The organism is Microbulbifer sp. S227A (genome assembly GCF_049800935.1).
Map to the genome: position 1 here is coordinate 288,643 of NZ_JBNAFZ010000007.1, position 13,808 is coordinate 302,450.

The 13,808-nt window shown below is 58.4% G+C and carries 9 protein-coding genes; 5 read left to right on the forward strand and 4 right to left on the reverse strand.

Annotated features, from left to right (window positions below; genetic code table 11):
* The first annotated feature begins 211 nt into the window (after window positions 1-211).
* From gltB to ACP15R_RS17820, 4 genes are all read left to right on the forward strand, one after another.
* Complete coding sequence (gltB, locus tag ACP15R_RS17805) at window positions 212-4,663, forward strand: glutamate synthase large subunit (RefSeq protein WP_224867719.1); 4,452 nt, start codon at window positions 212-214, stop codon at window positions 4,661-4,663.
* 15 nt (window positions 4,664-4,678) lie between these two features.
* Entirely contained in the window at window positions 4,679-6,097 is a 1,419-nt protein-coding gene (locus tag ACP15R_RS17810; protein ID WP_224867717.1) for an FAD-dependent oxidoreductase, read from the forward strand.
* A 164-nt stretch (window positions 6,098-6,261) separates the two neighbouring features.
* Complete coding sequence (gene hemE, locus ACP15R_RS17815; RefSeq protein WP_224867715.1) at window positions 6,262-7,341, forward strand: uroporphyrinogen decarboxylase; 1,080 nt, start codon at window positions 6,262-6,264, stop codon at window positions 7,339-7,341.
* Between the two features lie 292 nt (window positions 7,342-7,633).
* Complete coding sequence (locus tag ACP15R_RS17820) at window positions 7,634-9,010, forward strand: HD-GYP domain-containing protein (RefSeq protein WP_224867713.1); 1,377 nt, start codon at window positions 7,634-7,636, stop codon at window positions 9,008-9,010.
* Window positions 9,011-9,046: 36 nt separating this feature from the next.
* On the opposite strand, the gene ACP15R_RS17825 is transcribed toward ACP15R_RS17820, so the two are convergent.
* From ACP15R_RS17825 to rsgA, 4 genes are all read right to left on the reverse strand, one after another.
* A complete protein-coding gene (locus ACP15R_RS17825; protein ID WP_224867711.1) occupies window positions 9,047-10,261 on the reverse strand; it encodes an MFS transporter in 1,215 nt (404 codons plus the stop codon).
* 22 nt (window positions 10,262-10,283) lie between these two features.
* The gene (gene asd / locus ACP15R_RS17830) at window positions 10,284-11,135 is read right to left on the reverse strand and encodes an archaetidylserine decarboxylase (RefSeq protein WP_224867709.1); all 852 of its coding nucleotides are present in this window, start codon (window positions 11,133-11,135) and stop codon (window positions 10,284-10,286) included.
* A gap of 101 nt (window positions 11,136-11,236) precedes the next feature.
* A complete protein-coding gene (locus tag ACP15R_RS17835) occupies window positions 11,237-12,043 on the reverse strand; it encodes a sulfurtransferase (protein WP_224867707.1) in 807 nt (268 codons plus the stop codon).
* Window positions 12,044-12,102: 59 nt separating this feature from the next.
* Complete coding sequence (gene rsgA, locus ACP15R_RS17840) at window positions 12,103-13,134, reverse strand: small ribosomal subunit biogenesis GTPase RsgA (protein WP_224867705.1); 1,032 nt, start codon at window positions 13,132-13,134, stop codon at window positions 12,103-12,105.
* Between the two features lie 124 nt (window positions 13,135-13,258).
* Between rsgA and orn the strand changes: the two genes are divergently transcribed.
* Window positions 13,259-13,801: an oligoribonuclease gene (gene orn, locus ACP15R_RS17845; protein ID WP_224867703.1), complete on the forward strand. Its 543-nt coding sequence runs from the start codon at window positions 13,259-13,261 to the stop codon at window positions 13,799-13,801.
* Window positions 13,802-13,808: the final 7 nt, after the last annotated feature.

Consider the following 13,808-nt stretch of genomic DNA (forward strand, 5'->3'; position numbering starts at 1 on the left):
CAGGCTCGCAGCGAGCGAGCAACACCAAGCCCTTTATGTGGGCTTTTTTTGTCACTGGGGTTTCGAAAATTCAGTGGATTCTGCGGCACCTTTGGCTCGAGAGTAGATAAATATACCCCCGGGACCGGTCTCCGACTGTGACCTGATTGTCACTGCGCCGATGCAGTGCGTTCACCACCCACGGGGTAGCGATAACACTTTGAGGAATTCTATGGGTAGCGGTCTGTATCGATTGGATGAGTTCAAAGATAACTGTGGCTTTGGACTGATCGCCCACCTGAGGGGCCAAACCAGCCACAAGTTATTGCAGACAGCGATTGAGTCGCTGACCTGTATGACTCACCGCGGAGGCATTGCCGCCGATGGCAAAACCGGCGATGGCTGTGGTCTGTTGCTGCAGAAGCCAGACAGCTTTTTGCGCGCCGTGGCCAACGCGGAGCTTGGTCAGGACCTGACTGACCTGTACGCGGTCGGCTCCATCATGTTGCCCCTTGATGAGGCTGAGGCCGCCAGTGCGCGTCAAATTCTCGAGCGCGCCCTGCAAGAGCAAGGTTTGCAGGTGGCGGGCTGGCGTGTAGTGCCGACCGATGAAGAATGCCTGGGGCCCATTGCCCGCGAATCCCTGCCGCGCTTCGAGCACCTGTTGATCAACAACGCGGAAGAAGCGTTGGAACAGCAGCAGTTCAATGCGCGACTGTTTGTCGCCCGCCGCAAGGCTGAGCAGCAACTTACCCAGGATACCTATATAGGTAGCCTGTCCACCGCGGTGCTCTCATACAAGGGGCTGATGATGCCCGCGGATCTGCCCAAATTCTTCCCGGATTTGGCCGATCCCCAACTGGAAACCGCGATTTGCGTATTCCATCAGCGCTTTTCCACCAACACCATGCCGCGTTGGCCGCTGGCGCAGCCGTTCCGCATGCTCGCGCACAACGGTGAAATCAACACCATTACCGGCAACCGTAACTGGTCAGTGGCACGCACCAACAAGTTCATCACTGAGCTGGTGCCGGAGCTGTCCGAGCTGACACCGCTGGTAAACCGCGTTGGCTCCGACTCCTCCAGCCTCGACAATATGCTGGAACTGTTGACCGTGGGCGGCATCGATATGCATCGCGCAATTCGCATGCTGGTGCCACCAGCGTGGCAGAACGTCGACACCATGGATTCTGATCTGCGCGCTTTCTACGAATACAACTCCATGCATATGGAGCCCTGGGACGGCCCGGCCGGCCTGGTGCTGACTGACGGCCGCTACGCGGTATGTACCCTGGACCGCAATGGCTTGCGCCCGTCACGCTGGGTGATCACCAAGGACGACTTCATCACCGTTGCCTCGGAAGTGGGTACTTACCAGTACGATCCTGCCGACGTGGTGGCCAAGGGGCGCCTCGGACCTGGCCAGATTCTGTCTGTGGATACCTTGAAGGGTGAGCTGCGCCACACCGGTGAGGTGGATGGTGAGCTGAAAAAAGCGCACCCGTACAAGAAGTGGCTGAAGGAAAAAGCCCGTCGCATCCGCTCCACCCTGGTGACGGCGCCGGTGGATAACAATTTCTCCCTGGATCAGTTCAAGGTTTACCAGAAGCTGTTCAGTTCATCGTTGGAAGAGCGCGATCAGGTGATCCGTCCGCTGGCGGAATCCGGTCAGGAAGCGGTCGGTTCCATGGGTGACGATACGCCCATGGCGGTGCTGTCCGAGGGTAACCGCTGCCTGTACGATTATTTCCGACAGCAGTTTGCGCAGGTCACTAACCCGCCGATCGATCCGCTGCGGGAAACCATCGTCATGTCCCTGGAAACCTGCCTGGGCCGTGAAAAATCCGTGTTCGAGGAAACCATCGAACACGCGGACCGCGTGATCCTGTCCTCGCCAGTGCTTTCGCACATGAAGTACACCGCGCTGCTGGATCTGGGGCGCGAAGAGTTCACCGCAAAGGTGTTCGACCTGAATTACGATCCCGCGCAGTTGGATCTGAAGAGTGCGATCGAAAAACTGTGTCGCGAAGTGGCAGACTCCGTGCGCGAAGACGGTACCGTAATTGTGGTGCTGTCTGATCGCGACATCGAAGAAGGCAAGCTGCCGATCGATGCACTGATGGCCACCGGTGCCGTGCATCACCATCTGGTGCACGCCGGCCTGCGCTGTGACTCCAATATCGTTGTCGATACTGCCACTGCGCGCGATTCGCACCAGCTGGCGTGCCTGATTGGCGTTGGCGCGACCGCGGTGCACCCGTACTTCTCTTACAGCATCATCAATCACCTGATCGAAACCGGTGAGCTGCTGCTGGACGCGGCTACCGCGCAGAAGCATTACCGTACCGGTATCTGCAAAGGCCTGCTGAAGATCCTGTCGAAGATGGGTATCTCCACCATTGCCTCTTATCGCGGCGCCCTGCTGTACGAGCTGGTGGGTTTGTCCCAGGAAGTGATCGACCTGTGCTTCCCGGAAGCCCCGGCACGGGTACTGGGTGCAGGCTTTGCCGAGCTGGAAGATGACATGCACGCCCGTGCCCAGCTGGCGTGGAAGCCGCGCAAGAAGGTTTCTCCCGGTGGCCTGCACAAATTTGTCTACGGTGAGGAATACCACGCGTTTAACCCGGACGTGGTGCAGGCGTTGCAGCAAGCAGTGCGCACTGGCGATTACGGCGCCTGGCGTGATTACGCCACGCTGATCAACCAGCGCCCGGTTGCCACCCTGCGTGACCTGCTGGGTCTGAAAAAAGATGTGCAGCCGGTTCCACTGGAAGAGGTAGAGCCTGCGGAAAGCATTCTGCGCCGTTTCGATTCCGCAGCCATGTCCCTCGGCGCGCTGTCTCCTGAGGCGCACGAAGCTCTGGCGCAGGCGATGAACCGCCTGGGTGGCCGCTCCAACAGTGGTGAGGGTGGTGAGGACCCGGCGCGTTTCGGTACCGACAAGGTATCCAAGATCAAGCAGATTGCCTCCGGTCGTTTCGGGGTCACCCCGCACTATCTGGTGAATGCCGAAGTACTGCAGATCAAGGTGGCCCAGGGCGCCAAGCCCGGTGAGGGTGGCCAGCTGCCTGGCGGCAAGGTGAACCAGTTGATCGCGCGTTTGCGCTACTCGGTGCCTGGTGTGACTCTCATTTCGCCGCCGCCGCACCACGATATCTATTCGATTGAGGATCTGGCGCAGCTGATTTACGACCTCAAGCAGGTCAACCCGGATGCGCTGGTGTCGGTGAAACTGGTATCGCGCCCCGGCGTCGGCACCATTGCCGCCGGTGTGGCCAAAGCCTATGCGGATCTGATTACCATTTCCGGCTACGACGGCGGTACCGCGGCGAGCCCGATTACCTCCATTCGTTACGCCGGTTCCCCGTGGGAGCTGGGCCTGGCAGAAACACACCAGACCCTGCGTGCCAATGACCTGCGCGGCAACGTGCGTGTACAAACCGACGGTGGCCTGAAATCCGGTCTCGATGTGATCAAGGCGGCGATTCTGGGTGCCGAGAGCTTTGGCTTTGGTACCGCGCCGATGGTCGCGCTGGGCTGTAAGTACCTGCGTATCTGCCACCTGAACAACTGTGCCACTGGTGTCGCCACTCAGAACAAAGAGCTGCGTGACGAGCACTACATCGGCACCGTGGACATGGCGATGAACTTCTTCAAGTTCGTGGCCGAGGAAACTCGCGAGTGGATGGCGAGCCTGGGTGTGCGCAGCATGGATGAACTGGTAGGCCGCGTGGACCTGCTGGAAACCCTGGATGGCGAAACCAGCAAGCAGAAGACCCTGGACCTGTCGCCACTGTTGCACACCGACGAGCTGCTCGACAGCAAGCCGCAGACCTGTCAGCTGGCCAAGAATGAGCCTTGGGACAAGGGCCTGCTGGCGGAGCGCATGGTGAAAGAGACCTTGCCGGCGATTGAGAACCTCGCCGGGGGTGAGTTCAGTTTTGAGCTTACCAACTGCGACCGCTCCATTGGTGCGCGCCTGTCCGGGGAAATTGCCAAGCGTCACGGCAACCAAGGCATGGCGGATGCGCCCATCAAGTTGCGTCTTACCGGCGTTGCCGGTCAGTCCTTCGGTGTGTGGAATGCCGGTGGCCTGGAGATGTATCTCGAAGGCGACGCCAACGATTATGTTGGTAAAGGTATGGCCGGCGGTAAGCTGGTTATCCGTCCGCCGCAAGGCAGTGAATTCGCCTCGCAGGAAACCAGCATTGTTGGTAACACCTGCCTGTACGGCGCCACGGGCGGCAAGCTGTTCGCGTCCGGTTGCGCCGGTGAGCGCTTCGGTGTGCGTAACTCCGGTGCCTACGCCGTGGTCGAAGGTGCCGGCGATCACTGCTGTGAGTATATGACCGGCGGTATGGTTGCGGTGCTGGGGAAAACCGGGGTGAACTTCGGTGCAGGTATGACCGGTGGTTTTGCCTATGTACTGGATATGGATCGCGATTTCTTCGACAAGTGCAACCACGAGTTGATTGAGCTGCGCCGTATTAGCAGTGAGGCACTGGAGGAATACCAGAGTCACCTGCGCGAAGTGATCGAAGAGTTCGTGGCCGAGACCGGCAGTGCCTGGGGTGAGGAGTTGCTGGACAACTTCGACGATTACCTCAACAAATTCTGGTTGGTGAAGCCGAAGGCGGCCAGCCTCGCCGGACTGCTGTCCGATGTGCGCAAGCGCGGCGAATAAGGGGGAGATTTACTTATGTCAGAGCGTCTAAACAACGATTTTCAGTTTATCGACGTGGGCCGAGTGGACCCCGCCAAGAAAGACATCATCACCCGCACCAACCAGTTTGTGGAAATCTACCAGCCTTTCACCGAGAAGCAGGTAGCCAACCAGGCGCACCGCTGCCTGGATTGCGGTAACCCCTACTGTGAGTGGAAGTGCCCGGTGCACAACTATATTCCGAACTGGCTGCGTCTGATCAGTGAAGGCAACATTATGGAAGCGGCGGAGTTGAGTCACCAGACCAACTCCCTGCCGGAAGTGTGTGGTCGCGTGTGCCCACAGGACCGCCTGTGTGAAGGGGCTTGCACCCTGAACGATGGCTTTGGAGCGGTCACTATCGGCAATGCGGAAAAATACATTACCGATACCGCGTTTGCACTGGGCTGGCGCCCGAACATGAGTGCGGTGAAGAAAACCGACAAGCGTGTGGCGATCGTCGGTGCTGGCCCCGCGGGCCTCGCCTGCGCCGACGTGTTAGTGCGCAATGGTGTACAGCCAGTGGTATTCGACAAGCACCCGGAAATCGGTGGCCTGCTGACTTTCGGTATCCCCGAATTCAAGCTGGAAAAGTCCGTGATGCAGCAGCGTCGCGCCATCTTTACCGAGATGGGTGTGGAATTCTGCCTGGAAACTGAAATCGGTAAGGACATTACCTTTGACCAGTTGATGTCGGATTACGACGCCGTATTCCTGGGCATGGGTACCTACAACTACATGAAGGGTGGCTTCCCTGGTGAAGACCTGCCTGGCGTGTACGACGCGCTGCCGTTTCTGATTTCCAACGTGAATCGCAACATGGGCTGGGAGAAGAACGCGGAGGACTATATTTCCGTGGAAGGTCAGCGCGTGGTGGTGCTCGGTGGTGGTGATACCGCCATGGACTGTAACCGCACCTCAATTCGTCAGGGCGCCCAGCGGGTGACCTGTGCCTACCGCCGTGATGAAGAGAATATGCCGGGCTCCCGCCGCGAAGTGGCCAACGCGAAAGAAGAGGGGGTTAACTTCCTGTTCAATCGCCAGCCCGTGGGTATTGTCGGTGATGGCAAGGTTGAGGGTGTCAAAGTTGTCACCACCCAGTTGGGCGAGCCCGATGAAAACGGACGTCGCCGCCCGGAAGTGGTGCCCGGTTCCGAGGAAATTATTCCGGCGGACATCGTGCTGGTTGCCTTCGGCTTCCGTCCAAGCCCGGCCGAGTGGTTTGGTGATCACAATATCGAAGTGGCCGACTGGGGTGGCGTGGTTGCCCCGGAGAAGCAGGAATACAAATTCCAGACTTCCAATGAGAAGGTGTTTGCCGGTGGCGATATGGTACGCGGCTCCGACCTGGTGGTAACCGCTATCTGGGAAGGCCGCCAGGCTGCCGAGGGTATCCTGGACTTCCTCGAAGTCTGATCGCGTATCTGTGATGCCTGTACAGGGTGCCGCCAGATAGAAATCTGGCGGCACCGCTTCTCGGCGCTACTTCTGCATAAACTCTTTGCTCCGTCATTGGACTCCCTGTCCTAAATCTCACCCCGAGAGTACAATGGCCGCCCATTTATTCAGCCGTTGCCCTCATGTCTGACAATCAGTTCGCCCCCCTTCAAAACGATCGCTTCCTCCGTGCCCTTCTGCGCCAGCCTGTAGACCGCACACCCATGTGGATGATGCGCCAGGCCGGTCGTTATTTACCAGAATACCGCGCCACCCGTGCCCAAGCTGGCACCTTTATGGATCTGTGCCGCAATACCGAACTGGCCTGTGAAGTGACCTTGCAGCCGCTGGAGCGCTACCCACTGGATGCGGCGATTCTGTTTTCCGATATTCTCACCATTCCCGACGCCATGGGGCTGGGCTTGTATTTTGAAGAGGGTGAAGGGCCTAAATTCAAGAAGCCTGTCCGCAGCAGTGCGGATATCGCGGCGCTCGACGTGGTAAACACGGCGAAGGACCTGGATTACGTGACCAACGCGGTGACCACCATCCGCCGCGAGCTGAACGGCCGCGTGCCGCTGATTGGCTTTTCCGGCAGCCCCTGGACCCTGGCTACCTACATGATTGAAGGTGGTTCCAGCCGCGATTTTGCCCGCGCCAAAGAGATGCTCTACAACCGCCCGGAGGATATGCACCAGCTACTGACGGTGCTGGCGGATTCCGTGATTGATTACCTGAATGCGCAGATTCGCGCGGGCGCCCAGGCGGTACAGATCTTTGACACCTGGGGCGGCGCGCTCAGCCACAGTGCCTATCGGGAGTTCTCCCTCGCTTATATGGCGCGAATTGTGCAGGGATTGATCAAGGAGGCGGATGGTCGTCAGGTGCCAGTGATTTTGTTCACCAAAGGTGGTGGCCAGTGGCTGGAGGCAATGGCCGATACCGGCGCCGATGCACTTGGGTTGGACTGGACCACCGATATTGCCCAAGCCAGGGCGCGTGTGGGTGGCAAGGTGGCTCTGCAGGGCAATATGGACCCGTCTATCCTGCTGGCCAAACCTGAGCGTATTCGCGAAGAGGTCGCGTCCATCCTGGCTAGTTATGGTCGTGGCAGCGGGCATATTTTCAACCTTGGCCATGGCGTAACGCCCAAGGTGGACCCGGCGCATGCCGGGGCAATGTTTGATGCGGTGGTGGAGCTTTCCCCGCAGTATCACGATTGACGTGTATCGCGGCCAAGTGGCGTTAATTTGGCCGCGAGCCTAGTTTTTGGGTTCCAACGAGAAAAAAGCGCCAACATGGCGGCTTTTTGATTAACTGGATCCCTCAGGACTGGCGTTCATGGTCAATTTTGTGATATTTATCACAAATTAGAGGGCTGCCTGTGGGTGGGCCTATGTGACAATCTGTTTGCTTGGCCTGTTCCCCCAAGATCAGGCCTGATTGGGCGCCGGTTGTGCATAAAAATAATAGAACGAACAATTACACCAAAACGGTTAACGCGGCAGTTATCTAGTGGAAATTCAACAGGCGAAAGTATTCGTTGAGGACTTGCAGCGGGGCATGTTTGTGTCTCGCCTGGATCGCCCGTGGACGCGCACACCGTTTGCCTTGCAAGGGTTTTATATCCGCGATCTGGACGAAATCCGCCAGCTGCAGAAGTTTTGCCGCTTCGTTTACGTGGATGTTGCAAAAACCGTCGGCGATGTGGGCGTAAAGCTGCGCAAGCTTACCCGCACTGCGGCCGAAAGTGCCGCCAGAGAGAAGCGCGGCAAGTCGGCTAGCCGGCGTATTCCTGTGGCCATCAATTGCAAGCCGGTCCAGGTTACACACAACAGTTACCCTACGCCTGAGCCCGCGCGAAAAGAAGCGGGCAAGGCGCGCAAGTTGCACCAGCGAATGGTCCAGGGCATGTACCAGGTGATGGTGCAGCTTGAGTCCGGCCAGCCCCTGCCCACCACGCAGGTGACCCAGACTATTTCCCAGATGGTCGATAGCGTGCTGCGCAGCCCCGACGCCTTCTCCTGGCTGGCGCGCGTACGGGCAAAAGATGAGCATTCCTATAGTCATTCCGTGCGCGCCAGTATCTGGGCGGTGGTATTCGGCCGTCACATCGGCCTGCGCCGACATGACTTGGTACACCTCGGTGTCGCCACCCTGTTGAAAGATGTCGGTAAGCTATACCTCTCGCAACAGATAGTGTCCGCGGAAAAGCGCAGCCCGCGCGAGGAGCTGGAATATCGCAAGTTTGTCGATTACAGCGTGCGGTTATTGTCCAGTGACCCGAATGTGGACCCCCAGGTGCTGAATATTGTCCGCTGTCATCGGGAGCAGTTTGACGGGAGTGGATACCCGAAGGGACTGCGCGGTGGCCAGATTCCGGTACTGGCCCGCATGTGTGGCATCGTCACTTTTTACGATGAGGCCACTAATCCACGCGGTGCAGAATTCCCGGTGCCACCCTCAAATGCAGTGGCGCAGCTGTATGAGTTGCGCAATGCGGCCTTCCAGGAGCAGCTGGTGGTGGAGTTTATTCAGTCCATTGGCCTGTATCCCACGGGTACCCAGGTAGAGCTCTCCACTGGTGAGTTGGCGGTTGTCGTGGAGCAAAATCATCAGCGCCGCCTGAAGCCCAAGGTCATGCTGGTTACCGATACCAAGCGGCGGCTGCTGGAAAAACCCCGTGTTTTCGATATGGCGGTCGACGATGACCGCAAGCAAGCCCTGATCAAACGAGGCAAGAAGTCTCTCACCGACGCTGGCCTGATCACCATCACCCAGGATATGGACCCAAGCCGGCATCCGGGGATCAATGTGGCAAAGGTTCGTGATCAGTATCTGAGTCAGCCGCGCTTACCGGGCTTCCTCTCTCTCTTCCTGCTCAACCGTTAATCCCGCTGTTTCTCCTTAAGCAGAGTATTGCGGTATTTAGCCGCCCTGTGCGGTTGTTTGTTGTGGTGTGAGCGAAGCTGTCAGTGTCAGTAGGCTCGCAAACAACACGACAGCTCCAAGTAGCAGCGAAATACCCGTGACGCTCACTCCCTGATCCAGCAGAAGCCCTATCAGCAGTGGTGATACCGCGGTGGAAAGCACCATGCTTGCCTGAGAAACGGAGCGTATGGCGCCGAGATGCGTGGTGCCGTATCGCTCCGGCCATAGCGCACTGCTTGCAGTACCCGTTCCAGCCTGGCCGATACCAATCAAGGTTAAGTAAACGTAAGGTACCCACCATGCATTGCTAAATGCGAGTAGCAGCAATGCCGTGAACATGGGTAGCAGGGCGATTGGCAGACTTCGCTGCGCACCGATCCGGTCCACGATACTGCCCGCAAAAAACAATGCGAGCAGGTGCCCACCGGCATAGCCCGCAAAAGCGCCTGCCAATACCGAAAGAGACCATCCGCGTTCGTCGGCGATGGCACCTTGATGAAAAAGTATCGCGGTTACTACAAACGGGGTCATTACCGCCGCGGGAAGCAGGCAGTAGAACCCGCGATCACGAAGCACTTGCGCACGCGTATAGTGGTTATTGTTGTGATGATTTGCCTCGGTCAACTGTGCATCTTGTTTACCGGCATGCCCCGCCAACCAGTACAAGGCCGGCAAAACGCCAAGTATTAACACGCCAGCGGAGAGCCGCCAGACGCTGCGCCATCCTTGCTGCTCGATAATCAGTGAACCCGTGGTGGGGAGCAGTGCTTCGGCGATTGGGAAGCCCAGCGCGGCCAGCGCAATCACTTTTCCCCGGTTTTCGGTGAAGTAGCGGCCGGCGGTAGTCATTCCCATATGGGTCATAAACCCTTGGCCGGCAAACCGCAGCAGGAAAAATCCCAGTAACAGCATCCAGGCGCTGTGTGCAAATCCCATCACCAGGCATCCAGCGGTCAAGAGCAGGGTGCCGAGTATGGCCACGCGTCTCAGTGGCCAGTGATCAATCAGGGTGCCGGCGCCCAGTAGTACCAACGCGGCGAGGAGGGTGGCGGCGCTGTAGCCTGCGCCGTACAAACCGTTGCTCAGGTTGAACTCAGCGCGCAGGGCACCGCCAAAAATGGCGATAAAAAATGTCTGCCCGAAGCCAGAGGCCGCCACCGCCACCAGCGCAAAAAAAGCGAGCTTGGGGTTGCTGCGGATAAACTCGGGCACAGAGGGTATGTTGGTTGCGGTATTAAATCAGGTCTCCGAAATGCTCGCCCATTTTTACCGGGGTCTCCGCTGCGAGGCTTTCGAGCCAGTTCACCTTGTCCGCGCCAAACAGCAGAATCACGGTTGAGCCGAGTTTGAATCGGCCCATTTCCTCACCTTTTTTCAGCGCGATCGGCTTTTGTTCATCGTAACGGGTGGTGCGGACCTGACGCTTAATAGGGGCGACCTGGCCTGCCCAGACAGTTTCGATGGCGGCGACAATCATGGCGCCTACAAGGACCATGGCCATGGGGCCGGCGGCGGTTTCAAAGATGCAGACCAGGCGCTCATTGCGCGCGAACAGGCGCGGAACGTTTTCGGCAGTGGTGGTGTTTACCGAGAACAGTTCGCCGGGCACGTAGATCATGCGCTGCAGTACGCCGTCCAGGGGCATATGAACGCGGTGATAATCCTTGGGGGAGAGGTATACGGTCGCGAATTTTCCGCCGGTAAATTGTGCGGCAACCTCGGGGTCGCCACCGACCAGTTCGAGCAGGCTGTAGTCCTGACCTTTGGCCTGGAAAATTCTGCCGTTGTGGATTTCACCCAATTGGCTGATGGCGCCATCGGCACAGCCGACGATGGTTTTCTCACCCTCTGCGATGGGGCGTGCGCCTTCTTTCAGGGCGCGGGTGAAGAAGTCGTTGAAACAGGTGTACGCCGTGTAATCTTCTTCCAGTGCCTCGCTCATATCGACTTTGTACTTTTCCACGAACCACTTGGTGAACGGGTTTTTAATACCGCCGATGCGGGTTTCTGCCAGCCAGCCGGCGGCTCTCGAGAGCAGGTGCTGGGGAGTGATGTACTGCAGGAAGATGAATAATTTCGGGTGCATTTGGATTTTTTGATCCCGTTGGTTGTGATTCTGTGGCGTCCGGGTGCCGGGCCTTCGCTTCTGATCGTTGGTTTTTTTAATTAGGGCTTTAGAGCCTTAGCTCACGTGTCTATCGGCGTATCCGACAGGTTGCCCCACTCACTCCACGAGCCGGGGTAGGCTTTGATCGGCAATCCAAGGGATTTTCCTACCAGCCAGGTAAACGCTGAACGGTGATGGCTCTGGCAGTGGGTGGCAATTTCTTTGCTGCCATCGATACCCAGCGCCGCGAGAAATTCTTTGGCGTCTTCGCGAATACGCAGGTCGCGCTGCGGATCCATCAGTTGTGTCCATTCGCAATTGATTGCGCCGGGAATGTGGCCACCGCGCATGGCCACCATACGCTCGCCGCTGTATTCCAGAGGGGAGCGGGCGTCCCAGATTTGCAGGTCGTGTTGACCGAGACGCTGCTGGATTTGTTCCGCGTCAAGCATGGGGGCGTCGTCGGCGATACTGACATCGATTCTGCTGGGGGTGACAGCGACATCTTCCGTTGTCAGTGGCAGGCCGGCATTTTTCCATGCGGTCATGCCGCCATTTAAATAACTGTATTTTGTGTGTCCGATGACTTCGAGTGTCCACAGCAGTCGACCCGCCCAGCCGCCGCCTTCGTCATCGCAGGCAACGATGTGGGTATCCGGCGTGAGGCCGATGGCCTGCATAACCTGGGTGAGGCGCTCGATTGACGGCAGCTTGCCCGGTGCCGGGGGGGTGCCGGCCATCAGGGCCTGAAACGGCAGACCGAGTGCGCCGGGAATGTGGCCGGCGAGGTAGTTTTGCGGACTACTCAGATCGATCACGCGGATCTCTTCGTGCTCGAGCAGCGAAGCCAGTTGTTCCGGTTCCAGAATCAGTGGGATGTCACTCACGCAGGGTTCCTTGTTGCTTTCCTTGTTGTGGGCAGTAGGTTGTCGACGGCCAGTTAGTTTCAGTCATTTTCCAAGCTGTTGCGCAGGTGCAGGAAGCTGTCCATGCGGCGCTGGCTGATGTCGCCACGCTCGAGCGCTTCCTGAATGGCGCAGCCGGGTTCGCTCTGGTGGCGGCAATCACGGAAGCGGCAGTGGCCGATAAACGGGCGAAATTCCACGTAACCTTCCAGCAGCGCTTGTTCGCTCATGTGCCAGATGCCGAACTCTCTAATGCCGGGGGAGTCTATCAGATCGCCACCGGTGGGCAGGTGAAACAGTTCCGCGGCGGTAGTGGTGTGGGTGCCCTTGCCGGTGGCTTCTGAGAGGGCGCCGGTGCGGGCATCGGCGCTGGGGAGCAGGCCATTGATTAGTGAGGATTTGCCCACCCCGGATTGGCCGACGAACACGCTGGTGCCCTCGACCAGTGTTTCCAGTAGCTTGTCGAGTCCCTCGCCGGTTTTGGTAGAGAGTTTCAGTACCGGATAGCCCAGGTCTGGATAGGGCTGGAGCAGGTCTTCTAGGTGTTCCCGGTTGCTGTCGTCGATCAGGTCTATCTTGTTGAGCAGCAATAGAGGCTGAATACCGGTGGTCTCGGCCGCTACCAGATAGCGATCGATGGCGTTGGCAAAAGGTTCCGGATAGGGCGCGATGACGATCAGGATGCGGTCAATATTGGCCGCCACGGTTTTCATGTCGCCGTAGCGGTCCGGGCGCTGTAATTCCGAGTGGCGCGGCAGGCGTGCGCCGACCACGCCGAGGCCGCCGGTGGCATCACCGGTAGCCGGGTTCCAGGCGACCTTGTCACCGGTGACAAGGGTGTCGATATTGGCGCGCACATGGCAACGCTGTCGCAGCTGGCTGTTGGTTGCGCTCTCCACCAATACTTGCGAGCCATAGTTGGCGATGACCATTCCGGTCTGCTCTGGGCCCAGGTCGCCTTCTTCCGCCGCCTGATCCAGGTTTTCCTCGCGTTTGCGCGCGCGGGCCTCCCGCTCCTGCTGGATCTTGGCGATGCGCCACTGCTGGCGGCGGTTGAGTTTGCGTTTGCTCATGAGGACTCGGGTTGTGGAAAGCGGCGGATTATAACTTGCATCGCTAGGTGGTTGCGGTACCTTCCTCGCTATCGTCCAATTTAATGGCAACTGGCCGCGGGACGCGGCAGTTAAGGAGACTATTGTGGATCAGAATAATCTGATCTGGATCGATCTGGAAATGACCGGCCTGGATCCGGAGAAAGAGCGCATCATTGAAATCGCCACCGTGGTGACGGATTCGCGCCTGAACGTGCTGGCAGAAGGGCCGGCCATGGCGATTCACCAGAGCGATGCGCTGCTGGCGGCCATGGACGACTGGAATACCGAGCAGCACGGCGGTTCCGGGCTGGTGGCCCGGGTCAAGGATTCCAGTATCAGTGAACACCAGGCGGAGCGGGAAACCATCGAATTCCTCCGTCACTGGGTACCCGAGGGTGCCTCGCCCATGTGTGGCAATTCCATCGGCCAGGATCGACGCTTTCTAGTGAAGTATATGCCGCTACTGGAGCAGTACTTCCACTACCGGAATCTGGACGTGAGTTCGGTGAAGGAGCTGGCGCGACGCTGGCGCCCGGATGTGCTGGATGGGGTGAAGAAGACCTCGTCGCACCTGGCCATGGACGATATCCACGACTCCATCAACGAGTTGAAGCACTATCGCGAGCACTTTTTTCGCATGAGTTGATGCAGCC